Raw genomic sequence first — 24,543 nt, 5'->3', positions numbered from 1 at the left:
GGCAAAGCTTTGACAGATTTAAAGGACTTTTATGTAGAACTTTTCAAATATTATATGGAATTTCTTCAAACTGATTTTAAGTCACAGAGAGGTCCAAATAGGCTTGTTACTTTTGAAAATAAAAAGGGGCTACTTTGTGACATCGATTTATCAACATACCCCAAAGTAAGTCCTTTAATCTTAAAATTGCTTCAGAGTAACTTTGCAAAAAATTCCTTTGGTACAGTCAAAAAGAACAGCTATGTTGTTCACTTAACTCAATCCTTGATTAATTTGGTTATTGAAAAATTCCAACTGAACAGAGACATAGAGCAAGCGATTGGAGTCGTAAAGAAGGAGCTTCATAAGCAAAGTATTACTTTGAAAGAAGATTTTTTAGAGGGATTCAAAGAAAAGGATAGTATAGAGATTAATGATTTGAGGTCATATTTAAACGAATATGTTGCTTATAGTCTATATGGAGACTTATTTGATATGTGGAAAAATAAGCTTCAATCAGAAAATGAGGAATTTTATTTATATTTTTTTGATATCAGATATAAAGGCAAGATATACCCTTTGTTTTATTTGCAAGTGTCAGTAGAAAGAACAGTAGATGGAGATTTTGAATTCGAATTCTCACCAACATTGTTAATTAATAAAAAAGCTGTTGAGTTTGTATTAAGTAAATATTCGAAAGAACTTGATAAAAATGTACGTATACCACTATTTCCCACTAGGCAAATTTATTTGAGTGACTTCCAAGAGGAAGGAGGGTTAAATCAACATCTACAAAATAGCTTGTTGATTGATCTGTGTAATACACTTGGACTACCTATTTTTAATATACAATCTTTGGAACCATTCAAAATAAGTAACGAATCCGTACAATTAACAAATACTTGTTATTTTTCTCTAGCTGATAAGTCAGATGAAGCTCTTTTGAATGATTATGAAGAGCTTCATCACATAGTCACAAATAGCGAAAATAATGAAGCTTTTAAAATTTTTGAGAAAATCGGGAATGATTTTTTATTCAATAACCCTGAAAGTTTTGAATCAGTGATTGAAGAAGAATTTAATTCGTTGTCACTTGATGAAAAATTATCATATCTAAGCCCGATTCCTCTTAATAAAGAACAACTCATGATTCTTAAGGCTATTGAAAAGGAAGAGTGCAACCGTATCATTGTTGAAGGACCACCTGGAACTGGAAAGAGTCATACGATTGTATCTATTATTTTTAATGCCTTATTGAATAAGAAATCTGTATTAGTGGTATCTGATACAAAAGAAGCATTGGATGTTGTAGAGAATAAAATTAATGATGTCTTAGAAAAAATTGAATTGAATGAGCGCATGGAAAATCCAATATTAAGATTGGGAAAACGTGAAAACAACATTAATAACATATTTAGCCAAATGAATTTTGATAAGATAAAGAATAGGAATAGCTCGTATAAGTCATTAGGGAATCAAACAGAAAATGAAATTAGCGGTATTATTTCTAAAATCAAAAATAATATTAATGAAGAAATAAAAATACAAAAGTCAATCAGTCCAGAAAAAATCTTGCGACTTTTGACATATGAGAAACACTTTATTAACGAATGGATGAACTTCATCGACATCGATGAAGTAAAAGATTCCTCTGAAAGCATTAAAGAGTTATGGGAATCCATTCAAGAAGCAGACCAAGCCTATAAATTTCTTTCGGATCGCTACCAATTTGTTTTACAAGATGAAAATATGTCTTTCAATGAAACTTTAAATCTAATAAGAAAACTTCAAGAAGATGTTAAATCAATTCAACTGAAAATAAAACAGGAAAACTTCAAACTATATTTCTCCAAAGACATTAACAATAAGAATGTTACTGTACTTGCAGATACGTTAGAACAGTTAGAGTTGTTAAAACTTCCGCTTATCAATACGTATTGGTTTAAGGGAAGAAAAATAAAACAATTAGAAAGAAATCTACAAGAGATTTTCTTTAATTGTACAGTGCCATCAATCAAAAAAAATCAAGTCAGTATAGAGAAAGAACTTGCCATATATAAACGATGTATTCAGTTAGAAAATATCTGGGCCAAGAATCAAATAGACTTTTTTGCACTTCTTCGAGATGAAGAACAAATTGAGTTTTTAGATTTGGTCCACCGACTTGGAGAAGCATTAAAGCGGCTAGTGAATGTTTCTTTAAAGATACCATTGTCATTTGCAGCACTAGGGCTAGATATAAAACACACAAAAATGATTTTCGCTTCTAAACTTAGGCATCAAAAAGAAGAGGATATATTGAATTTAATTGAGTATGTGGATATTTATTTTAACACGCTTGAAGGAAGTGGAAAGTCAATAAGTAGCTCGTATAATGAAGAGCGTAATTTTTTGCAAAATAGGCTTATTTTTAAAATGACAAATACCCTAGACCAGAGTGTAGTGTTATTCAGAGAAAGTTTCAAGAATGATTCAGAGGAAATTCGAAGAAGGGTGAAGGCAAAACAAAAACTTTCTAAAAGTTCATTAGCAAAATTAGTTGACGCTTTTCCTTGTTTAATCGTTGGGGTTCGTGAACTGGGGGAATTCTTACCACTCGCTCCTAATCTTTTTGATATTGTCATTATTGATGAAGCGTCTCAAGTTAGTATTGCACAAGCATTCCCAGCTATTATTAGAGGGAAAAAGGTGGTTGTTTTGGGCGACCCAAAACAATATGCGAACTTCAAATCTTCTAATGTAGATGGTGAAATAAATAATGTTCTTTTCAATCAAGTTAAAGATGAGTTCACGAAAAGTATTGTGAATTTTGATTTAGAGGACAGTTCCACCTTGACGTTTAAAGTTAATGGTTTTAATGTTAAAAACTCTATCCTAGATTTTATAAGAAATATTTCTAATCATCAAAGTGCTCTAAAAAAGCATTTTAGAGGTTACATGGAGTTAATTGGTTATTCCAATAAAAATTTTTATAAAGAATCTCTTCAAGTTATGAAAATAAGAGGATTAGACTTACATGAAGTTATCAAGTTTCATGTGATAAAAGATATTTCAGAAAAAGAAAACAAAAAAAATATTAATATAAGTGAAGCTAATTTCATTTTAGATGAAGTAACAAAATTGAAAAATGTTGGTTTCAAAGGAACTGTAGGCATAATAACGCCTTTTGCTCATCAACACAAATATCTTACAGATTTATTCTATTCTAACGAGAATCAAACTTATTTCAATGAAAATTTTCAATTGAAACTTATGACATTTGATAGTTGTCAGGGTGAGGAAAGAGATATTATATTCTACTCCATGGTTGAAAGGGAAAACGAGGATATTCTTAAAAGAATCTTTTTACTTCAATTTGGAAACTTGGATAACGATGAGTTGAACAGTAGAAATGCTACAAGACTTAATGTTGGTTTTAGTCGTGCGAAGGAGTCAGTCAGGTTTGTTTTGAGTAAGGAGCCAGAGGATATAAGAGGCGAAATGGGAAATGCTCTAAAATATTTCAGAAATATTTTAGAACAGCCTGTAGTTAATGAAGCTCATGTTGATGGTAGTAAAGATGTTTTGCTTGATTACATTAAAAAGACTTCATTTTATAATGCCAGAAAAGATGAGATTGAATTGGTTCCAAATTTTGATGTTCATCAATATATCAAACAACTGGATAATAGAGCAATAAAACAAAAGTTCAAGTCATATGTATTGATGAAGATTAAAAATGAACTTTCAAAACCTAAAATTGCTATTATTGAATATGATTGCTTTGATGAAAACTCACTCTTTCCAATGCAAGAAGATATAATTTTTGATGCTCATTATATAGAGAAGGATATAGAAAAACGAAAAACGATTGAATCGTATGGTTATCCGTTTTTTAGAGTGAATAAATTTTTGATGGATACAGACCCAGAGGGAGGAATGTTAAATAAATGCTTTGAGGCTAGTTTGATAAAAAAGTAGTGTCTGACCCGCTTCATGACAAGATGAAGGACACATTCGAAAAGATTGAAAATAAAGAACTAAAACGTTGTTCAAAGTGTGGTCAGTATAAAGAACTTGCTAAATTTTATGATAGTAATCTTTCTTCAGGATACGGGCGCATTTGCGTATCATGTAAACAAATTAAAAATTTCAAACCACAGCTTAAGGCGAAACAAACCACTCCATACTGTCCTAAATGTAATGGATCTATGCTTATTAGGAAAAGTTCTTTTGGTAAGTTTTATGGTTGTGCAAGTTTTCCGATATGTGATGGGAAACGAAATATCAACTTCATATCTTAAGTTTTTTAATTATCTGCTGTAATTAATTATCTTTTTATTGAATTTTAGTAAACAACGTACACTCTTTTAGTATCCGAGTTCTCTAGGAGTCGAATAGAGAGAGATTCAAATATGAAAATAATTACTTTTGTACACTTAAAAGGACAACGTGGTCCTTTTAAGTGTACTTTGTTTTAAGAATTTAGTAGATTTTGTATTTTGTTCACTTGTTTGTAAGCTTTTTGTACTGTTAAGAATAAGAGAACAGTAGCTACCAAAACATTAATTGTTTTATTCACATATATCATCCCTTTCACTTGGATTTGTCATGCTTATTATAAAAGTAATCGATATAAAAACTTGAGAGTTTTCGCATACCGATGCTCTAGTACTTAGCAAGGAGGACGGATATGACGCGTGATGAACTTAGAGAAATTATTTTAGAACTTGGATATTCGGTAACAAATGATCAAATCGAAAGATGGCATAAAGCAGGGATAGTTCCTGCTCCCAAACGTACTCATCACAAAGGAATAAAGGGCTCTAAATCAGAATATCCTAACTACGCAGTTCATAATTTGATTTTACTCAAAACATCTGAGCAAAGTAATAGAAATCTAGAAGGTTTACTTATTGATGTTTGGCTTCGTGGGGGGATTGTAGAAGAAAAACATCTACGAAATGTTATACTAAACGGAAACTTCTCTAATATAGAAAAATTCGTTACTAGATATCAAGGATTATCAGAAAAGTTAGAAACTAAATTAATCGAATACATGAAAAAGAACCCTCTACTTCCTTATGCAAAAAATATCGATGTAATTGCCGTAATTAACGTATTTTTAAGCGTGCTATCTCCTAACAAAGAAAATTCCTCATGGAAAGCTTCTGGGGTAGAACAGTTTACAAAGGAAGAAACTACTGGTGAAATTGCTCAACGTGTTCTGGGTCTAGATAAATTAATAAATATAGATTCTGATAATTTTCATATTGATCAAATATATGAGGATTTAAAATCTAGTCTTAATATAAAAGAATTACGTCGATCTGTGGAAGAGGCGAGTGAAAAGGAGTTTGAACAAGTTAGAAAGGATTTTTTCATTCTTGAAAGAATTGTTAGAGCGCTAAGTGGTATGAACTTTATAGGAAATAACTCATTTAGTATGTTGAATCTATTAAATAATAGATTTGTTGGTAAACGGAAATTAATGCTACATCTACTTTTAGTAATGAACAAAAAAGATCCACAATCAAAATGGCGAGTAGATTGGGAAGAAAATTTATCCTCTTTAGAATTACTTTGTGGTTACTATCAACATATGAAGAAAATTCCGCAATTAAAAAAAAGGTCAAACTTACATCAATATTTCGAAAAATGTAGTTTGCACGAGCTTGATATAATTAAAACGTATCATCAGAAATACTGCGAACAAAATCCGGAATTTAAACTTTTGATAGAAAATGAAATGAAAAAGTAATTTGCTCTTGTATCATATTTACTCTGGTGTTCGTGAAGCTAACGCTTATAAAAGATAAATTTAATAGTCTTGTAATTATTATGCTCAAGTCATAACTTATTTTGATCGAAGAAATTTAACAAGTTTTCTAAATGAAATTGATACGTATCGACGTACCACATTTTTTTACTCTTCATGTTACTCTCTCCTTAACAAAGGAGTGGTGACATGACAAGTACCAACAGCGAAAACCTTGCTTTGCAATACACACAACTCACCGAACAAGAAGACGATTACGTCGACCAACTGGTGACATGCAACAAACTTATCCTAGACGCCCTGGACATTATCGCGAAGCGAGCAGGGGTCTTACACATGGAGACGGTGAAACAGGCTGCATATCACCTTCATTCCATGGAACAGGATCTAAACCGAAAGTTATTTAAAGTACGACTGGAGAAGAGCATCTTGGCAAATCAAATGAGTCAGTCTACATAAAGTCACCTTAACTAAAGGACAGCGCAGGATCACACAAGATGATCTTGAACTGTCTTTTTGTCTGTCCATCCAAACGTTTTTCGATCCCAATTAAGCATTGACTTTCCTCCCAAATCCCCCTAAACTTCAATTATTAAAACACTTTTAAAAACATTCATTGAATGGTTCGAAATGAACGAAAGGAGGCATGTAACTTACCATGTTACCCACATCACACAACACCCAGCAGGTGAAGCGCATCAACGTTGAATTGGTGAAGAACACACTCCGATCCATGGGCGTAGGCACGAAGGCTTCCATTGCGAACCTGACCAAACTTAGCGTAGCGACATGCGGCACGATTCTGAATGAGTTGCTACAGACGGGTGAGATTATCGATCTGGGTCCAGATGAATCGAGCGGTGGAAGACCGGCGAGTCGGTATCAGTTTAATGCGGACTACGCCAGCGTACTTTGCCTGATTATTCGAACAGAGGGCGGCATTCACTCGATCACACATACATATGCCAATCTGAACGGAGAGATGGCGGACGAACAGACACTATTTATGGATGAGATTAATGTAACGGTGGTAGAGGAGCTGATTGTAAATCTGATCGAACAATACCACAATGTGCAGGCGATTGGTATCGGCATACCTGGGGTGGCACACAACGGTGTGATTGGCATTTGCGATGTACCAGAGCTGATGTATCAGCCGCTCGGCCCAAGGCTTAAGGAACAATATGAAGACATGGAAGTGGTCATTGGCAACGACATGAACCTGACGGTCTACGGACTGTATAACCAGCAGCAATTTGAGGAAGAGAAGAACTTTGCGGTGGTGACTTTCCCAGAGAACCATTTTCCGGGTGCGGGCTTTATCATTGATGGTCGTCCCCTGACCGGGAATACGCAATTTGGGGGCGAGGTGTCCTTCTTACCTTTTGGCGTGTCACGGGAAGAGCAGCTGCGCATGTTGAAATCGACGGAAGGGTTGCAGGAACTCGTTACAAAGACGCTGATCTCCATCATTGCAATTATCAACCCGGCAGCGATTGTCGTTACGGGCGATACAATGGACCCGGCTATGCGGGATGACCTGTTACAAGGCTGTCTGGATTACCTGATCCCACAGGAACATATGCCGGAGTTGATCATCCAAAGAGACACGCGCCGCGAATATGTTACAGGGCTGGTCGCGGTAACGCTGGAGAGCCTGACCTACCGCATTCAGGTGGTTGAAAAGCAGTGGTAAAGAAACTGAACGTCGATCAGAAGGATGATCGCTCATCAGATCAATGAGTTGTAATAACCCTTTTATATAAGTGAAGAATTTCATTAAACAAGTAACGAAGAGGACAGAAAAAACCTGGAGAAGCGAAGCGGTCGCCTTTATCACCGGATGTTCCCTTAAGGGAAGGGAATGAAAAAAATCTGGGGATAACAGCGATTGGAAGGTTATTCTGTCATTGGAGTGTCCAGTTTATGACCCTTGTTTCAACTTATATAGACACAATGGAGGAACTTATTTTGAATCAGCAAGCAGGCACGCAAGGGAACAAACGAAAGTTCAACAAGCTGTACGCCATGCAACTGGCAACGATTTTTCTTGGATTTATCGTATTCGGTATTTCGGAAAATATTAAGGGGCCGGCCATCCCGCGCATTCAATTCGACTTCAATCTGGATGAGAAACAGCTCGGGACGTTATTGTCCCTGAATGCACTGGGGTACCTGATCGCCTGCTCCTTCACGGCTATTCTGGTTCACAAATGGGGCATCAAGGCGGTTAGCATCATATCTTTTGCATCGATGATCCTATCAGGTGTGTTCATTTATGCGTCTCATACCTATCCACTCTTTGCTTCATCATACTTCTTCATGTACATCGGTAACGGCATGCTGGAGATTGCTTTGGCGATTCTGGGTGCGCGGATTTTTGTGAAAAACACAGGTACGATGATGAACCTGTCCCACTTCTTCTATGGACTGAGTTCAACGGTTGCACCTTTGCTGGCGACGGGTGTGATGTCTTTGAGCGTGTTTGGACACGAACTGGACTGGCGCGGCATGTATGTGGTGATGCTGTCACTCTGTCTGCTGCCGATCATTGCGGCGCTGCGCAGCAAATTCCCGGGGGACGATCTTCCTCATGAAGATCGGACTTCACTGAAGACGTTAACACGTGATCCTGCCCTTTGGCTGATGGTGCTCATTCTTTCTTTTGGCGTGGTATCGGAGCTGGCGGTTGGGGGTTGGCTGGTTAACTTTCTCGAAAAAGCCTACACGTGGGACACGGTCAAAGCTTCCGGGTTATTATCTGCGTTCTTCCTCACATTCTCGCTGGGACGCCTGCTGCTTGGGCCATTGACGGACCGGATCGGATTTGTATTGTCACTGATTCTATTCTCGGCTTTCTCGGGAGTCTGTACGTTCGTAGCGCTTGCAGGGGGAGAGCGTCTTGCGATTTTCTTTGCGATATCTGGCGCGGGCATAGCGATGATCTATCCAACCGTTATGGCGTTTATCGCACGAAGATATCCAAACGGCAGTGACACCGCGATTACGTTCACGGTTACCTTGATGGGGGTTGGTAGTGTCATCGGTAACTATGTGATTGGTTGGGTGATTGAAGGTGTGAAGAATCTGTACGGTTCAACGACTCAGTTGGGACTGCTGCGCGGACTTCAGGCGGGATATGGATTCATCGGTTTATGTGCGGTCATCTGTGCGGCGTCTGGCGTAGTGTTGTATGTGTATTTGAAAAGAAGGCAGGAACTGATTTAGTTAGATGATCATTCCTATGTAGTGTGCATTTGTATGTTCGATTTAATAAAATAAGCAGTGTGAAAGATGCCTATAAAAAGTATCTCTCACACTGCTGTAAAATCTGTATGTACTGTATTTATATCCTTAATTTCGTTTTCTTAATATTTTTTTTAAATTTTCTTCTAACACTTCATCGCCTCTTACATAAATCTCCTTAATTTTCTTATCTCTTTCTTCATCTGTCATAGCTAATATGTTATCAACCTCATACTCGGATAACCAGAAAATTGAATCTAGTTGATCAAGATATTGTCTTCTAACATCTAATAATTCTTTTGTGACATTTAATTCTTCGGCGCGTTTGTAATCAGTAACATCAATGGAGATAATTCCAGTAAATAGACTACTCATTATCCATTCGAAATCAGGCTTACCCCCTAAAGGAGGGCTTAAATCATAATCACTTGCTAGGTTTAATTTGGAAAATTTGATTAATTTAATCTTCTTGAATAACAATTCATCTGCTGTTTTTGGTTTTTTCTCAGATATGGATTGATATGCTAAGTCATAATCTTCTAGCTCCACTGCTGCTTTAGCATTTTTTATTGCTTCGGCATAAGCTTGTTCATTCCTGTAAAAAACTATTGATGAAACTAAACCTAGTAATACGATAACACTTGAAATCCATTTCCACTTATGTGCTCTTAAGTTCAATTTCGTACCTCCAAAATCTATTTTATAGGAATATAGTACCACTAAAATTATTGCTTTTCTACTTCTTGAGCAGTGTGTTAATAATACTTCAGCAACAGCAGAAAATTAAATAGAATTTAAACTGGGAACAACGAATTAAACTGCTTGTAAGGCCGGGACGAAGCTTAGGGATTAATTCTCTCTGACGTTTCAACGGAAAGGTGGCGTTGTATATAGGCCAGGCGAATCTCCCTTGAAACAAAAGCCCCACCGATATTCACAATCGGCGGGGCTTTACATCTATTTGTTTCCTTACTTAAACAAGCCTATGACTTGTTCAAAGCCGTTCTTCTTTTCCAACGTTTCAGAAGCACGTACAATTCAAAAGCACCTAAGAAAACCACCGCTGCCGGAACGATATAAGGCTTAACAATCTCGTCCACGTGCTCCCATTGAGAGCCTAATTTGAATCCTAAGTAGATGTACAATGAGGTGATCGGAAGCATGGCCAAGAATGTAAAGATACTGAACTTAAACACATTCATCTTCGCCATACCACAAGGGATGGAGATCACGGTCCGAATACCAGGCACAAAACGTCCATAGAAAGCTACCCCGCTGCCATATTTTTCGAAGAACTTATCGGAAGCGTCCAGATGGTGGGGGCGAATCAAGAAATATTTGCCGAATTTTTCGACCATCGGCCTGCCGCCGTATCGTCCCAGGGCATATAACGTTAAAGGTCCAAACGTTCCACCTACGGTACCAGCGAGTATAGCCAGCCAAAGCTTCATATCCCCAAGATACACCCAATATCCCGCCATGGGCAGTACAAGTTCAGCGGGTACGAATTCAAACGACAAGGCAATAACGAGACCTGCGTATGACAAATCTTTAAAAAAGAGTATAAATTGCGTGATCCATTCTGTCATGCTTTCCCTCCATGAATCTATCTTTTTTATATATAAAAGAAACACTCCTGTACAAAGAGTAACAATAGCGAATAGAGCTTGTCAAAACTCACATGCATATCCGATTTAGCCCGTCACGGCGGGATATGTTAGGCCATACATAAGCGAAATCTCATTCGACATGAATGGAGCAGGCGTTTGATCCTCGAAAAAGTTGAACTGCATATCACTCCTAACACCAATATAACACTCTGAAAATGCTTCCAATTATAGTATGATAAGACTATCACTAGCTTCTTCACCATCCTGTACATAAAGAGAAGGAGATCAGAACATGACCGTAACTTCGATTATTGATCAAATCCATATTATTGAATACGACCCCTCTTACGCTGCCGCACTTGCGGATATGTGGAACCGTAGTAACGAAAGCTGGGGAGGTGGCACCAACCTTAGAACAGAGGAAACAGTTCGCCGGGAGATGGAGAGTTCGTCCAATCTTTATGCATTTCTAGCTGTTCATGAGAAAGAGGTTGTTGGCTTCTGCAGTTTTGCTCATTACCGCTATGACGAGAGAGCACTATATGTACCGTTGCTTAACGTACGCCCCGACTATCACGGTTACAAGGTTGGACGTAATCTGATCCTGAATGCTGTGCGCAAGACCGTGGAGGCCGGGTGGCCTCGTCTGGATCTGTTCACATGGGCAGGCAATACAAAGGCTGTACCAATGTACAAGAAATGTGGATTCTTTTGGGAGAAAAAAGATGATAATGTGCATCTGATGAATTTCATCCCCACAATCTTGCAGACCGAAGCACTTGCTCCTTATTTCGAGGAGTTGGATTGGTACGCAGACAGCACGCGTGAACTCGTGATCGAGCCGGATGGCCGACGGGAGCGTGGTTTTGATTTCTTTGACTACACGTGGAAAAAGGGAGATGTCTCCCTGCGGGCTGAATTTGAAAAGTCGGGTCGCGGGCTGACTGCCCTCGAAACACCGGATTACGAAATCTCAACAGAGGTTGATGATCATGATCTCGTTTTCGGTTCCAGTTATAAGGTTCGCTATCGCATTAAAAACATTTCAGCTTCCGAACTGGCGATTGAGATCAAGGGTGAGGATAACAAAAACATTCGATTTTCGCTGGACGTTGCACGAGCAGTCGCTCCGGGAGAAACCATCATCGTGGAAGGTGAGTTTCACTTTGATCCAATTACAGAGGAACAGAATAACAATAAGACCCATCCCGTGGTTGCCACCACATGGTTAATCAACGGTAAGAAAGCGGAGTTCAGGTTAGGTATTGCCCCGAAATTCCCGGCCAAGATCAAGACTATCTTGCCTGTAAAGGAGCTATATCCAGGTATTCCGGCGGAATTGGTCCTGAACGTGGAAAATAATGTGGATGCCGAAACGGAGTTCAGCTTGGACCTGCCAGAGGATGAATTCCTTGAATGGGAGGAGCGTTCGGTGCGCTTTACGGTGCCAGCCAAAGGTAAAATGTCTGTGCCGGTGCCTTTCACCTTGCGTTCATATGGTCTCTATTTCCAAGAAGTAGAAGTGACGGCTGTCCCAGTGGGGAACCATGCGATCTCTTTTACAAGCAAAATTTCTGTACTGATGAAGGGAATCGAAGGGAAATATGGTGGGCAGATTGAGGATCAATGGGTGGCTGTGAATGGTGCATTCTCCCTTCATATGAGCAAACAAGATAATAACATGTGGATTGAATATCCCGGTTCCCGTCATTCGTTCTGGTGGACTTATCCGAAGCTGGGTAAGCCGTTTGCCGAAGAGTTATCCAAGAAACATGCAAAAGAAGTGAATATCTATCCCGAAGGTGAACGTCAGGTTTTTGAAGCACTGTATGACTCGGAGGATTTCCCAGGCTTGCAGATTAAATCCGTGGTCAAGCTGTCTGCGAATGGAATCGCCGAATTCCACCACGAGGTTGAAAATACACGGGACACGGCCTGGGAAGAAGACCTATTTCTAATGAATAACTTCGGTTTCTACGGAAACCAGCTAATTCTACCGTACCAAGGCCGTTTTGTGGATATGGGCGATTCTTACGCTGGCGATCCGAGTCATTGGGACAGTTCGCAGATTACGGAAAACTGGCTGTTTTGCAAGGAAGAGTATGGCGCGTGCGGCATCTATTGGGACCCTTCTCTGAAGCTGCTTCGTCCGGAATACACGCTGGGATTGCAGCATGAGCTTGGACGTATTGCAGCAGGAGGCGTTGTGCGGACCAAGACAACTGTATATGCCCTGAACACGTTTGCCAAATGGTCGGATTTCCGTGCGTTTGCAAGGAAGCAGCGTAACCCGATCATTCCGCTGCTGGACAGTCATCTGGATCTGACACTGAGTGAGGGGAATCCGTTTGCCCCAGACGTGCTGCAAGCAACGTTGACTGAACATAAACTGGTTTCGCTTGCGGGCAAGCTGGAGCTGTATGTACAGCAGGGTGGCAAACAGGAGGTTATGACCAATGTGAAGGAATTCAATCCGGAGCAGAATCTAAACTCTGCCAAGCTGACATTTTCACCAGACGAAGCGGACCGAGACCAGCACGTGAGTGGTTGGAAAGTTCGTGGGCTATATCGGGGCGAAGATCGGATTCAGGAGCGAACTGCCCTTTGGTTCCCGCAGAGCAAAACAGAGATTAAGCAGATGATTGAAGAAGGTTCATCTGGACCAGTGTACACCGTAGATAATGGAGTATTGTCGATTTCCGTTGCTCCTGAATTCGGGAGTGTAGTACACTCTCTGAAATATGCAGGAGAAGAATGGTTGGATAGCTCATACCCTGAACCCGCTCCACGCTCGTGGTGGAATCCGTGGTACGGCGGGCTGGGTGTGGGGATTCCAGGCATGAATGGTTTCAGCCGCCAGTTGGAACAGAGAGCCGCTTCCTGGACAGAGCACAAGGACCAATACGGCAACGTCTGGAAAGGCATAAAGCTGACCACCCGAATTGAAAAGCATGAAGCCAATCGGGGAATTACGATCCACCAGCATTATCTGATGCTGCCCGGTGCTCCTGTGCTCTGCACCCTGCTTGAAGTGACAAACGAAAGCGGCCTGACGCTGACGAATTACTCGCTTGCGGAGGAACGTTTCCTCCAGCCTTCATCTGTCTTTGCGGAAGGTTGGATTGAGCAACCGGGTAAAGATCGGTTCCCGCTAGGCAAGGTGGATGTGGGCCTGCCACTTGAAGACCTTTTGCGAGTCGGATCGGTTTCGCGTGAAAACATGCTGCATGCGGTCCATCGTTACCCGAATCAGAGTGCATGGGCTTTTGCCAATAATCAGGTGACGGGTCTGCACGTGAATCATCATCTGACACTCCAGCACGGAGAAACGGTCTGGACGGAGCCGACATATCTGGTTCTGGGACCAATTCCGCTGAGTTCAGCGGATGTGCATGACCTTCTCAAACTGAATTTTGCAACTTCTACCGATGAAAAGGAGGCTTCACATGCCGATTATTGATATTCATATTCACCTTTCGGACATCGACAGCTTTCACCGAACAGCGATTGATCTGTCCAAAGTGGATTACTCTGCCGCTGGTCTGAAAGCGGAGTTTGATAAAAACGACGTCATTCTGGGTATCGGGATGGGGGTTACGGAGCAGACGAAGGGAGCGTTCCCGGATTCCAGTTCTCCTAACCCGATGGGACTTGACCTGGAAGAGAAGGTTCCGTCATTCCTCATGGAATGTGTGGGGATCAATCCCAATGCGCTAGATGGTAAACACGCTCAGGACGAGCTTGACCGGATTGAAGCTAGACTTCAATCCCCTGAGGTAGCCGGAATCAAATTATATGCCGGATACTATCATCACTATGTGTATGACAAAATCTATACTCCAGTCTATGAACTCGCAGCCAAGTACAACTTGCCTGTGGTGATTCATACAGGAGACACGTACTCCATGAACGGGTTGCTCAAGTATTCGCATCCACTGACGGTGGATGAATTAGCCTTGCAACAGCGTGGTGTGAACTTCATGATCTGTCATCTGGGTGATCCCTGGGTGATGGATGCAGCTGAAGTGGTGGCGAAGAATCCTAACGTGTATGCGGATTTGTCTGGTCTTGTGGTGGGGGATCGGCCTCATTTTGAACGCTTCATGAACGAGCCTCTGTTCATGGATCATTTCCGCCGGGCTTTGGTCTATTCGGATCATTATGAGAAAATGCTGTTTGGCACCGACTGGCCGCTTGCGCCCATCGATCTGTATGCCGAATTTGTCCGCCGACTTGTACCGGAGCAGCATCATGATAAGGTTTTCTATGAGAATGCCTTTGGGCTGTTTCCACGTATTGGACAGCGGATTGCCGATCTGGGTTAGAACCTAAGTACCGAATTCTTAATATCTGAGGGGATGTAGACCATGTATGTCACGGAAGCATGTGATGTTTATGTTGAATCCCCGTGATGTAAGCTCCTGCCACTTTGCTGGCAGGAGCTTTTTTTGTTCAGGAGAACAGTGTTTAGCCATAACAGACTCCATGCTCATCTGTTATCTCCTTCTTGCCTGTATTTGTTTTTACGAATAAAGAGAACTATAATGGTGGATGCACAAAATTTCAGACTTCTTTGGAGGAACATACGTTATGAGATCTTTTCAGTTTTATAATCCGACCCGGCTGATTTTTGGCAAAGGGCAACTTCAAGCACTACAGACCGAAGTTCCAAAATACGGAAAACGTATTTTGCTTGTATATGGTGGTGGAAGCATCAAACGTAGCGGGCTGTACGATCAGGTAATCAGCCAGTTGAATGAGATCGGAGCAGAGGTTACGGAACTGGCCGGTGTCGAACCGAACCCTCGTCTATCAACGGTTCATAAGGGTGTAGAGCTATGTAGAACACATAACATTGATCTGGTTCTTGCGGTTGGCGGCGGCAGTGTACTTGACTGCGGGAAAGCCATCGCAGTAGGAGCCAAATACGATGGAGACATGTGGGATGTTGTTGTACGTGAAGCAACCCCGGAAGGCGGACTTCCACTGGGTACAATTCTAACGATGGCAGCGACAGGATCCGAGATGAACAACGGTTCAGTAATAACCAATCAGGACACGCAGGAGAAATGGGCATGGTTCAGCGAGTATTCTTTCCCGGCGTTCTCCATTCTTGATCCGGAGTACACATACACCGTACCACTGGATCAGACGGTATACGGCATGGTGGACATGATGTCTCATGTGTTTGAACATTATTTCCATCTGGATACCAATACACCGGTTCAGCTTGGATTCTGTGAGACGATTCTTCGTACCGTTATTGATACGGCCCCTCGTCTGATTAAAGATCCAGAAAACTATGAACTGCGCGAAACCATTCTCTACTGTGGAACAATGGCGCTTAACGATGTCCTGAATATGGGTCTTGCCGGAGATTGGGCTTCTCACAATATTGAACATGCCGTGTCGGCTGTGTATGACATTCCCCATGGGGGAGGCCTTGCGATCCTTTTCCCACACTGGATGAAACATAATCTGGATGTGGATGTAGATCGATTCAAACGTATGGCTGTTAATGTATTTGATATCAACCCTGCTGGAAAGTCGGACAAACAAGTTGCTGAAGAAGGCATTCAAGCGCTGCGTACATTCTGGACTTCAATTGGTGCCCCTAGCCGTCTGGCGGACTATGACATCGACGACAGCCAGATTGATGTGATGGCTGATAAAGCGATGCGATTCGGTCCGTTCGGATTCTTCAAAAACTTGCAGCGTGAAGATGTAGTACAAATTTATCAAGCTGCACTGTAATTGTAAATCTCACAATCACTTTGTATATTAATTCACATTAAACAAGGACCTTCCTGTATTACTTAGGAACGTCCTTGTTTTTTTATTATGACATCATATCGTGTACTCTCCACCGTTTTTTTTTGGACTTCAATGTCATGTGATTCTCTTTTCGAATTAATTCTTCGGTTCAACTACGGCTTCATTGACAGGGGTATCCTTTCGTTTCAGATACAACTTGCTTGGACGATGCAAGAGCACGATAAGCAGGGCGAAGAGATGAATCAGGGTAAACAGGTTACTCTCATTCGGAATGGCAACGAATAGCGCCAGACTCAGAAACGTCACGGTGAGCTTGAACTTTCTTTTGGTGATGAATATAACAGCGAGCAGGCTGGGACCGATGATAAACAACATTCTGGCTGAGATTACGCCAGAGGCGTAAGCCAGATCATCTCCTTTGCGTAAGAAACCCAGATAGGCCTCCATATTCTGGTTGAAGTCAATGAGGAACACGATAAAGGACACAATCACGTAGATCAGTTTTACACTTAATAAAATGCGCACGACATTTAATAGCGTAGGTAATGCTGTTTTTACCATATCACTTCTCCTATTCTCTTCGAACCTATAACCGCAGATTCTTCTGGTTGTATTCTTCCCGAGAGCTTTCCTGCTTCAGATACACCTTGCTGGGCTTGTGGAGCAGCAGCGTAAGCAACATAAAGATGTGCAGCAAGACGAGAAAATTCTGAAAGAAAACAACGCCAAAAAATAAGGCCAGGCTCATAAATGTAATTGTTAGCTTATAACTTCGTTTGGAGATAAATACGATAGTCAGAATTGGGGGAACCAGAACCAAGAGTACACGGAGCCCGATACTTGTAAAATAGGCGATCTGATCAGATAGCGGAAACGCGGAGTAATCCGCACTATTACGGAATAGATCTGCAATAAGGAATGTCATGGAAATCCCAATGAAAATGGATTGTACCCCTAACAGGGCACGGATAACATTTAATAAAGTAGGCATTTTCGGATTCAATGCGTTTTCCCTCTTCCTGCGCGATATGTATTTCATATATTATACGATGTTGATGTCATATTTTGTATTAACCCAAAGTCTTCATTTTCCAATCGTTTGCAGTGGCCTTTGACCTAGTATAACTGGGGAAACAGCTTACAGATTATTTGATATCGACCGATATAAAGTAGATACATAGAATTTGGACTTCATAATGACGAAAATGAAAATGGATGGTGAATGTAATCATGGTATTTAGCAAGGCAAGAGAACGCATGCGCAACATGTCGTTCAGAGTCAAATTACCACTTATGATCAGTCTGCTGGTGTGTATCGTACTGGCGGTAACTGCGGTAGTGTGTTACAGCGTAGCGGCAGTTATTACACTCGACAAAAGCAAAGATGAAATTAAGGCAACCTCGGACCGGGTGGGGGCAGGTTTGTATGCTTCACTAAGTTTGGAAGAACAGTCCACCTTTCTGATTACAACACATCGTACCTTCCGGGATCTGCTAGAGATTCGGAATACGGATGGGCAGGAAGGTGAGAACTTTTTCTCGGAAAACAATGAACTGCTGGATAAGGCAAGTGGTATTCTCGCGGACAGTCTTGCAGGTATGGAAGGTAACAACAGTCTGATTTTGTTGGATCGGAATGGCATTATTGTTGCAGCGAATGATCCGGCAGTTATCAAGGCAGAACGCGGAGATCGGGCATATTTCCAAGAAGCGATTCTGGGTAAAAACGTGATTAGTGAAGGGATTGTAGCCAAGTCCTCAGGACAACTTGGTACGGCTTTTGCCATGCCAATCTACAATGAGAATCAAGAAGTACAGGGAGTGCTCGTATCTGCGGCATCCACCTCGTTCTTCGTTAATCAGCTACAAAATATCAATATTAATGATGAGGGAAAAGTAATCATTATGGACCGCGTAGGTACGGTCATCTACGATTCAGCAGATGAGAAGATGGCAGGCCAGAAGATGGAGTCGGGCGAATACCAATCATTGATAGATCTTGCACCTGGCGCTGAACTGCAGCAAGGGGAGGTTAGTACAGACGAGAAAGTGGCGTATTACTCCAAAATCCCAAGATCCGACTGGACCGTCGTTGTTGAAGATAAAATGAGCGATGTGCAGAAGCCTTTACGTGCGATGGCAAAACAGATGTATATTGTTTTGTTTAGTGCTATTGCGGTTTCCGTCGTAGCGGGTATCCTGATCTCTTTGCTGGTAACCAGACCAATTACAAGACTAACTGTGTTGTTCAGACAGCTTGCGGGCGGCGATCTGACGGTACAGGCTCAAGGTAAATATAGCGGAGAATTCAAACAATTGGTGGACAGCTTCAATACCATGGCAGCAGGCAATAAACAGCTGATCTCCAGCATGAACCGTTCCATCGGCATCCTGAAAACAAGTACATCCGAGCTGGAACAGTCCACTCAGCAAACCTCAACCACGATTGCCGAAACAACGACAACGGCATTTGAGATTTCACGAGCCATGGAATCCCAGGCGAACGATACGGAAGCCATTGTGGACAAATTCATGAATGTTGGTAACAAGATTGCAAACGTGAATGGAATGTCGCAGGCAGTGAAGTTCAAGGCAGATGAAATTACGGATGCATTCAAAAATAATCATGAAGTTATTGATGCGCTTATTGCGGTGAACGGGCAGAACGAGATTGAAGTTGGCAACATCTCCAAAATTACAGTCCAACTCGCTGAAAGCTCCTCTGGCATTCACCAGATCACGGGCACGATTGCCGAAATTGCAAATCAGACGAAATTACTTGCGTTGAATGCTTCGATTGAGGCCGCAAGAGCAGGTGAGCAAGGGCGCGGCTTTGCTGTGGTTGCTTCCGAGATTCGCAAGCTGGCAGAGCAGACAACAGCTCAATCGGAGGATATCAACCGAATTGTGATGCAGACCATTGATCATGTGGAGCAGAATAACCGAAGTGTTCAGGCTATTGAAGCAATTGCGGAACAGCATAAGAGCAGCGTTAGCCAGACGAAGGAGACATTCAATTTTGTCACCGAGAATATGAATGATATGATGAGCCAGATTCAGGCTATTGCCACTGAGATCGAATCGATTGAACGTGATAAGGATGACGTCATTGGGGCTGCACAGAACTTGTCTGCTTCCGGTGAAGAGGTGTCGGCTTCTGTTGAGGAAGTCACAGCAACAATGCAGGAACAGTCCGGCATGACGGAACATTTGACAAATATGGTGCAGAGAATCGATGGACTGACCAAACAACTTGCCGAGGAATCATCTCGCTTCAAAACAAAATAGGAATACGAAAAGAAACCCGTTTCTCAAAAGAGGACCGGGTTTCTAGATAAAAAGAGCACCTGTGCCCATCTATGGCTACAGGTGCTCTTTGTGATGTGTTACTCTCCTCGGACGGAAGGCGCATACGCCAGCACTTCCATTTCAATTAAATAAGTGCCTAATCCGCTAAATACGGTAATACGGGCGGGATAGGGCTGCTTAATCATTCGCGCATACACTTCGTTGTATTCGGGCTGATCCTCGACTCGGGCCAGATGAGTGGTTACCTTCACAATATGATCGAGTGTAAGTCCGGCTTCTTGCAGGATCACCTCAATATTACGAATGCACTGCTCAGTCTGCTCCTTAATGCCGCCGATAGGCTCAAGCGTCTGTGGATCAACGCCTACCTGACCTGCAACGTAGACCAAATCTCCTGCGCGGACAGCATGGGAGAAAGGAAGCGGGAATTTGGGTGCTGCACTTGCATGTATGATGGTAGACATCGTAGCTGTCATTCCTTTCCTAATGAGTGTTTATATTCGTTGTTATCTGATGCCAGTTCGTAGCCTGCTGATAATGATGAGCGATGGACAACAAGCGGTCTTCTCTCATGTGTGGACCGGCAAGCTGCATGCCGATAGGCAATGGCTTCCCTGAGGTGGTATCAAACCCGATGGGTACGGTGATGGACGGTAGACCTGTATTGGTGAACGGTCCGTTGAAAATTGGGCTGCCTGTCTTGTAGCCATGTGGAGCTACATATGGTGTGGATGGAGTCAATAACACATCTACTTCATTGAAAAGCATCATCATCTCGCTCCGGAATATCGTTCGGATGCGTTGTGCCTGCAAATAATCAACGGCACTCGTCTGGTAACCGAGTTCAAGCTGCTCCCGCATCGTGTGACCGTAACGATCAGAGGCTTCCGCGAAGCGTTCCTGATGGAAGGCGGCAGCTTCTGCCCGCATTACCGTACGATGAGCAGCAATGGTTTCTTCCATATAAGAAGGCAGGTCAACTTTCTTCCATTGCATGCCCAGCTTCTCAAGCACAGCGATTGCCGACTCTACCGCTAACAAGATCGCCGGTTCATCAGTCTGGAAGAAGCTGCTCGGTAGCCCGACCATCATTCCTGATATAGGATTCTCAAGAGCATTTGTTAAGTCTGGCTTGCCATAAGGAAGCGTGAAGGAGTCCAGCTCATCTTGCCCGGCCATCGCTTCCAGAACGATTGCGTTATCTTGTGCAGATCGAGTGAAGGCGCCAATATGATCCAGGCTCCAACTGGCTGTGATAACACCATTACGGCTAACCCTGCCGTAAGTGGGTTTCATACAGGTTAATCCGTTGTAAGCTGCGGGTCTAAGCAGAGATCCAAAGGTCTGTGTTCCGAGTGTGAAGGAAGCCATGCCAGCCGCTACTGCAGCGGCGGAGCCGGAGCTGGAACCGCCCGGGGTATGTTCTAGATTCCACGGGTTGCGTGTTGGCGGTTCTCCTCCCTGAAAGGCGTATTCCGTCGTTGTTGTCTTGCCGAGCAGGATAGCGCCTGCAGCTTGCAACTTATTAATCACAGTTGCATTCGTTCCGGGTACGAAGTCAGGAAAGGTATTTGATCCGGCCGAGGTGCGTATGCCAGCGGTATGGATAATGTCTTTGGCTCCATAGGGAATACCATGCAGAGCACCGAGATATTCGCCATTCATCAGTTTTTGTTCAGACTCTCTTGCGGCCTGCAAAGCTTGTTCGGCGGTGACTGTAACGAAGGCTTGCACAGCAGGTTCTACTTTCTCAATGCGATTCAAATAGGATTTTGTAAGCTCTACAGGAGATATCAACTTGTTTTTAATCAATTTTGCGGCTTCAGCAATGGTCAGCTCGTTCAGTGGTTTCGTAATCATCGCAGAGGCACGCTCCTATGCGGAGGATTGGGTCCTATTTCTTCCGGCAACTTGAAGCCACGAATCAGTTTCAAGTCGGCTGTAAATAGGGCAAGCTCCTCGCTAGTAATAACTCCATTCGCATATTTCGCACTTTCCGTGAGGCGGTGTGTGAGATAGTCGTCCTGGTTCAGAGTAATCAACCTTTCTCTCTCTATTTGGTGAAGCTTGAATCGATAATATCCTCGTAAGCGAGATCTTCCTTCAGATTGCCGATGAAGCGCTGCATATCGATTGCGGTCTCGAATGCTGATTCATTGATGAGTCCCTCCGCAGGATATACCTTGCTGTCGATCATGCGTTGTACCGCTTGCTCCACGACGTTTTTGTCCAGATTCGGGAATTCCTTCACGGCAACTGCTTTTGCGCCTTCAGGATTCGATTGAATATATTCCAGAGCTTGCTCAATAGAGGTGACAAAGCGCTGGGTGAGATCAGGATTCTTTTCAATGAAGCTTGCGGTTGTATTCATCGTTGCAAAGGCAAAGTCAGGATAATCCTTCGTGAAATCATGGACGATATGCAGCCCTTCTGCAATGCCTTGATCCAGCTGAGGCTCGTAAACGATAGCAATGTCGGCTTTGCCGGCTAATACAGCACCAAGCTCGGAGCCATTCTGAACCTCAGTGATCGTCACATCCTTGTCGATATCGATGCTATTGTCAGCGAATAGTTTCCGCAGTAAGCTGTTCGAGCTTGTAGGTGCCAAGCCCACAACGATGGTTTTACCTTTGAAATCCGCTGTCGAGTTCACGGTTACTCCTTCTCGCGCAACTGCCCATACTGGAGCACTGCCGGATAGAAGGACCAGTGAGCGAGCATCTCCGCCCTTTGCATTAGCAAATGCGACATGCTCAGGACCGTGGAAGGAGAACGCAGACTCGCCTGAGATCACCGAAGACAATGCTGTTGGTCCACTTCCGGCAGCACGGATGGAAGATAGCTCAATGCGATTCTCCTCTAGGAATCCTTGGTTATTCGCTACATACAGAGGAAGGTAGAGCAGGTTGTGATACACCTCGGAGACCATAATATTGTCCACCTGTGTATTTGCTTGCCCCTCGCTATTAGATGCACCTGCGCCGTTAGCAGGTGTTGTGGCATTGCTGCCACACCCGCTGAGCAGTGTAGTCAATAGAAGTGTCATCGCTGCTAGAATAGCTATCTTTTTGAATGTACGCATTAGTCATCAGTCCCCTTTAATCGTTGTAGGTCAGCTATACAGATGTGGATTTGCTGCTGGTCTTGTTGTCATTCCATGGAAGGAGACGGGATTCGATATAACCGACACAGGTGTAGAGGAGCATGGCGACCAGCATAAGCATGAACACGCCAACCCACACGGCCGGAAGGTTGAACAGGTTACCTTCGACGAATACCATGTGTCCAAGTCCTTTGTCAGAAGAGATGAATTCTCCACCTACAACAGACACCAATGCCAAACCGATATTGATCCGGAAGGCCGAGATGATCCATGGCAGAGAGGAAGGAACGATAATTTTGCGGAAAATTTGTGACTTCTTTGCACCGAAGGATTTCATCAGATTAATCTGGGATTCGTCGATTTGATGAGTCGCTTGGTAAGCGGATAATAGCGCTACGATAAATGTTGCTACGGAGGCCAAAGCAATCTTGGAGAAGATGCCTGAACCAAACCAGATGATAATCATGGGAGCGAGTGCGATCTTCGGAATACCGTTCATCGCTACAATGAATGGATCGAGCACACGGGCAACGGACTTGGAATACCACATGAGCAGTCCTGCCAATGAGCCGATTAAGCTTCCGGCTACGAAGCCGATAACGGTGGCATTCACCGTTGCAAACGCGTCTGTAAGCAGTTGCCCTGAGCTGGCCATCGTGATGGCGGCATCAAGAATGGCGCTTGGTGACCCCATGAGGAATCCGTTAACCATTTCTAAGCGAACGGCGGATTCCCAGATCACCAGGATGACCGCTACAATAATGAACCGCCACAGCATCGTCATCAGCCATTCTTTGGAGAAGGTGGACTGTCTGCGTTTGCTCTTCGCAACTCCAGCAGACTTTACGGCAAGGGTAATTTCAGGTGATGTGCTCTTCATTAGCTGATCCTCCCCATTTGGATATCAAGCTCTGACCAGATCGATTCAAAATACTGCTTGAACTTCTGGTCGGAGCGGGCTTTCAGTGCTGAGCCATATTGTGAGGCGAGACCAATGTCATACACCTGCTTCACGGTCGTTGGTCTTTTACTCATAACGGCAATGCGGTCGGAGATGGCGATGGCTTCCTCAATGTCATGCGTGATCAGGACGCCTGTCTTGCCCTCGGATTTTAGGATAGACAAGATTTCATCTTCCAGAATGAGTCTGGTCTGATAATCAAGTGCGGAGAAGGGTTCGTCCAGTAATATAATATCGGGCTGGGTAACGAGGGTACGAATGAGGGCTACACGTTGGCGCATACCGCCTGATAGTGTGGAGGGATAGGCTCCTGCGAATGAAGCCAGGCCATATCGATCCAGATAATCCATGGCAATATCGCTGCGATCCTTTTTGGACATCCCCTTCACTTCCAAGCCTAACGTGACATTGTCCAGGATGCTTCTCCAAGGAAGTAACAGGTCCTTCTGCATCATATAACCGACATGCCCGGTGGTCTGATCGATCTCTTCGCCACAGACGATAACCTTGCCATTTGTTGGCTTAAGCAGACCTGCGATAATATTAAAAATCGTACTTTTGCCGCAGCCGCTCGGTCCCACGATACTGAAGAACTCCTGTTTCTTGATTTGCATCGAAACCTCAGCCAGGACCTGAATATCTTCTCCGGTTGCACTGACAAATGATTTGGATACGCCTTGTATCTGTATAGCCATGATAGGTAGCCCCTTTCCTACAGCCTGATGGTAGTTCGTTTCTTGATGTAAATTGATGTTAATTAACATGACATTAATGAATATATTCCTAATCATATAGACTGTTT

Annotated in this window: 19 protein-coding genes; 10 read left to right on the top strand and 9 right to left on the bottom strand. The window is 42.9% G+C overall.

Annotation, left to right across the window (positions count from 1 at the left end; all coding sequences use genetic code 11):
- Nucleotides 1–9: 9 nt before the first annotated feature.
- From MKY87_RS08100 to MKY87_RS08080, 6 genes are all read left to right on the top strand, one after another.
- Nucleotides 10–3,939: an AAA domain-containing protein gene (locus tag MKY87_RS08100; RefSeq protein ID WP_340963807.1), complete on the top strand. Its 3,930-nt coding sequence runs from the start codon at nucleotides 10–12 to the stop codon at nucleotides 3,937–3,939.
- 23 nt (nucleotides 3,940–3,962) lie between these two features.
- Nucleotides 3,963–4,262 carry a topoisomerase DNA-binding C4 zinc finger domain-containing protein gene (locus MKY87_RS30715; protein WP_445669414.1) on the top strand — a complete coding sequence of 100 codons (300 nt, stop codon included), beginning with the start codon at nucleotides 3,963–3,965 and terminating at the stop codon, nucleotides 4,260–4,262.
- Nucleotides 4,263–4,651: 389 nt separating this feature from the next.
- Complete coding sequence (locus MKY87_RS08095) at nucleotides 4,652–5,719, top strand: hypothetical protein (protein ID WP_340963806.1); 1,068 nt, start codon at nucleotides 4,652–4,654, stop codon at nucleotides 5,717–5,719.
- Between the two features lie 207 nt (nucleotides 5,720–5,926).
- Nucleotides 5,927–6,196, top strand: a complete 270-nt coding sequence (locus tag MKY87_RS08090; RefSeq protein WP_340963805.1) for a hypothetical protein — start codon at nucleotides 5,927–5,929, stop codon at nucleotides 6,194–6,196.
- Between the two features lie 199 nt (nucleotides 6,197–6,395).
- A complete protein-coding gene (locus MKY87_RS08085) occupies nucleotides 6,396–7,433 on the top strand; it encodes an ROK family protein (RefSeq protein ID WP_340963802.1) in 1,038 nt (345 codons plus the stop codon).
- A 332-nt stretch (nucleotides 7,434–7,765) separates the two neighbouring features.
- Entirely contained in the window at nucleotides 7,766–8,965 is a 1,200-nt protein-coding gene (locus tag MKY87_RS08080) for an MFS transporter (protein ID WP_340967395.1), read from the top strand.
- Nucleotides 8,966–9,091: 126 nt separating this feature from the next.
- On the opposite strand, the gene MKY87_RS08075 is transcribed toward MKY87_RS08080, so the two are convergent.
- A complete protein-coding gene (locus tag MKY87_RS08075; RefSeq protein ID WP_339789722.1) occupies nucleotides 9,092–9,661 on the bottom strand; it encodes a hypothetical protein in 570 nt (189 codons plus the stop codon).
- A 305-nt stretch (nucleotides 9,662–9,966) separates the two neighbouring features.
- A complete protein-coding gene (locus tag MKY87_RS08070) occupies nucleotides 9,967–10,572 on the bottom strand; it encodes a DedA family protein (RefSeq protein ID WP_340963801.1) in 606 nt (201 codons plus the stop codon).
- Between the two features lie 313 nt (nucleotides 10,573–10,885).
- Between MKY87_RS08070 and MKY87_RS08065 the strand changes: the two genes are divergently transcribed.
- The 3 genes from MKY87_RS08065 to MKY87_RS08055 all read left to right on the top strand — a co-directional run bounded on the left by MKY87_RS08065 (nucleotide 10,886) and on the right by MKY87_RS08055 (nucleotide 16,347).
- Nucleotides 10,886–14,053, top strand: coding sequence for a GNAT family N-acetyltransferase (locus tag MKY87_RS08065; protein ID WP_340963799.1), 3,168 nt, complete (start codon nucleotides 10,886–10,888; stop codon nucleotides 14,051–14,053).
- Entirely contained in the window at nucleotides 14,040–14,918 is an 879-nt protein-coding gene (locus MKY87_RS08060) for an amidohydrolase family protein (protein WP_145323737.1), read from the top strand. Before MKY87_RS08065 ends, MKY87_RS08060 begins: the two co-directional genes overlap by 14 nt.
- A 265-nt stretch (nucleotides 14,919–15,183) precedes the next feature.
- Nucleotides 15,184–16,347 (top strand): iron-containing alcohol dehydrogenase, encoded by a 1,164-nt coding sequence (locus MKY87_RS08055; protein WP_340963792.1) that lies wholly within the window; start codon nucleotides 15,184–15,186, stop codon nucleotides 16,345–16,347.
- Nucleotides 16,348–16,503: 156 nt separating this feature from the next.
- Here MKY87_RS08055 and MKY87_RS08050 read toward each other — a convergent pair whose 3' ends face one another.
- On the bottom strand, nucleotides 16,504–16,929 hold the full coding sequence (locus tag MKY87_RS08050) for a hypothetical protein (protein ID WP_340913676.1): 426 nt from the start codon (nucleotides 16,927–16,929) through the stop codon (nucleotides 16,504–16,506).
- Nucleotides 16,930–16,954: 25 nt separating this feature from the next.
- Nucleotides 16,955–17,359, bottom strand: a complete 405-nt coding sequence (locus MKY87_RS08045) for a hypothetical protein (RefSeq protein WP_340913679.1) — start codon at nucleotides 17,357–17,359, stop codon at nucleotides 16,955–16,957.
- 239 nt (nucleotides 17,360–17,598) lie between these two features.
- On the opposite strand from MKY87_RS08045, the gene MKY87_RS08040 reads away from it, so the two are divergent.
- Nucleotides 17,599–19,656 carry a methyl-accepting chemotaxis protein gene (locus MKY87_RS08040; protein WP_340963791.1) on the top strand — a complete coding sequence of 686 codons (2,058 nt, stop codon included), beginning with the start codon at nucleotides 17,599–17,601 and terminating at the stop codon, nucleotides 19,654–19,656.
- 98 nt (nucleotides 19,657–19,754) lie between these two features.
- Here the strand turns inward: MKY87_RS08040 and MKY87_RS08035 are convergent, their stop codons facing one another.
- From MKY87_RS08035 to MKY87_RS08015, 5 genes are all read right to left on the bottom strand, one after another.
- Nucleotides 19,755–20,141: a RidA family protein gene (locus tag MKY87_RS08035; protein ID WP_340963789.1), complete on the bottom strand. Its 387-nt coding sequence runs from the start codon at nucleotides 20,139–20,141 to the stop codon at nucleotides 19,755–19,757.
- 19 nt (nucleotides 20,142–20,160) lie between these two features.
- Nucleotides 20,161–21,537 (bottom strand): amidase, encoded by a 1,377-nt coding sequence (locus tag MKY87_RS08030; RefSeq protein ID WP_340963787.1) that lies wholly within the window; start codon nucleotides 21,535–21,537, stop codon nucleotides 20,161–20,163.
- A gap of 193 nt (nucleotides 21,538–21,730) precedes the next feature.
- Nucleotides 21,731–22,759 carry an ABC transporter substrate-binding protein gene (locus MKY87_RS08025; RefSeq protein ID WP_340963786.1) on the bottom strand — a complete coding sequence of 343 codons (1,029 nt, stop codon included), beginning with the start codon at nucleotides 22,757–22,759 and terminating at the stop codon, nucleotides 21,731–21,733.
- Between the two features lie 34 nt (nucleotides 22,760–22,793).
- Nucleotides 22,794–23,660, bottom strand: coding sequence for an ABC transporter permease (locus MKY87_RS08020; protein WP_340913689.1), 867 nt, complete (start codon nucleotides 23,658–23,660; stop codon nucleotides 22,794–22,796).
- Nucleotides 23,660–24,436: an ABC transporter ATP-binding protein gene (locus tag MKY87_RS08015; protein ID WP_338588201.1), complete on the bottom strand. Its 777-nt coding sequence runs from the start codon at nucleotides 24,434–24,436 to the stop codon at nucleotides 23,660–23,662. The genes MKY87_RS08020 and MKY87_RS08015 overlap by 1 nt, the downstream gene beginning before the upstream one ends.
- Between the last annotated feature and the right edge of the window lie 107 nt (nucleotides 24,437–24,543).

This window comes from Paenibacillus sp. FSL R7-0198, from assembly GCF_038000415.1.
Classification (GTDB): Bacteria; Bacillota; Bacilli; order Paenibacillales; family Paenibacillaceae; genus Paenibacillus.
The sequence above is the reverse complement of the archived record's forward strand: the minus strand, read 5'-3'. Positions and strand labels throughout refer to the sequence as shown.

Bases quoted from the DNA above. Each gene is read 5' to 3' on its own strand.
- MKY87_RS30715 (WP_445669414.1), top strand. From the start codon at position 3,963: ATGAAGGACACATTCGAAAAGATTGAAAATAAAGAACTAAAACGTTGT.
- MKY87_RS08095 (WP_340963806.1), top strand. From the start codon at position 4,652: ATGACGCGTGATGAACTTAGAGAAATTATTTTAGAACTTGGATATTCG.
- MKY87_RS08090 (WP_340963805.1), top strand. From the start codon at position 5,927: ATGACAAGTACCAACAGCGAAAACCTTGCTTTGCAATACACACAACTC.
- MKY87_RS08085 (WP_340963802.1), top strand. From the start codon at position 6,396: ATGTTACCCACATCACACAACACCCAGCAGGTGAAGCGCATCAACGTT.
- MKY87_RS08080 (WP_340967395.1), top strand. From the start codon at position 7,766: ATGCAACTGGCAACGATTTTTCTTGGATTTATCGTATTCGGTATTTCG.
- MKY87_RS08070 (WP_340963801.1), bottom strand. From the start codon at position 10,572: ATGACAGAATGGATCACGCAATTTATACTCTTTTTTAAAGATTTGTCA.
- MKY87_RS08065 (WP_340963799.1), top strand. From the start codon at position 10,886: ATGACCGTAACTTCGATTATTGATCAAATCCATATTATTGAATACGAC.
- MKY87_RS08060 (WP_145323737.1), top strand. From the start codon at position 14,040: ATGCCGATTATTGATATTCATATTCACCTTTCGGACATCGACAGCTTT.
- MKY87_RS08055 (WP_340963792.1), top strand. From the start codon at position 15,184: ATGAGATCTTTTCAGTTTTATAATCCGACCCGGCTGATTTTTGGCAAA.
- MKY87_RS08050 (WP_340913676.1), bottom strand. From the start codon at position 16,929: ATGGTAAAAACAGCATTACCTACGCTATTAAATGTCGTGCGCATTTTA.
- MKY87_RS08045 (WP_340913679.1), bottom strand. From the start codon at position 17,359: ATGCCTACTTTATTAAATGTTATCCGTGCCCTGTTAGGGGTACAATCC.
- MKY87_RS08040 (WP_340963791.1), top strand. From the start codon at position 17,599: ATGGTATTTAGCAAGGCAAGAGAACGCATGCGCAACATGTCGTTCAGA.
- MKY87_RS08035 (WP_340963789.1), bottom strand. From the start codon at position 20,141: ATGTCTACCATCATACATGCAAGTGCAGCACCCAAATTCCCGCTTCCT.
- MKY87_RS08030 (WP_340963787.1), bottom strand. From the start codon at position 21,537: ATGATTACGAAACCACTGAACGAGCTGACCATTGCTGAAGCCGCAAAA.
- MKY87_RS08025 (WP_340963786.1), bottom strand. From the start codon at position 22,759: ATGCGTACATTCAAAAAGATAGCTATTCTAGCAGCGATGACACTTCTA.
- MKY87_RS08020 (WP_340913689.1), bottom strand. From the start codon at position 23,660: ATGAAGAGCACATCACCTGAAATTACCCTTGCCGTAAAGTCTGCTGGA.
- MKY87_RS08015 (WP_338588201.1), bottom strand. From the start codon at position 24,436: ATGGCTATACAGATACAAGGCGTATCCAAATCATTTGTCAGTGCAACC.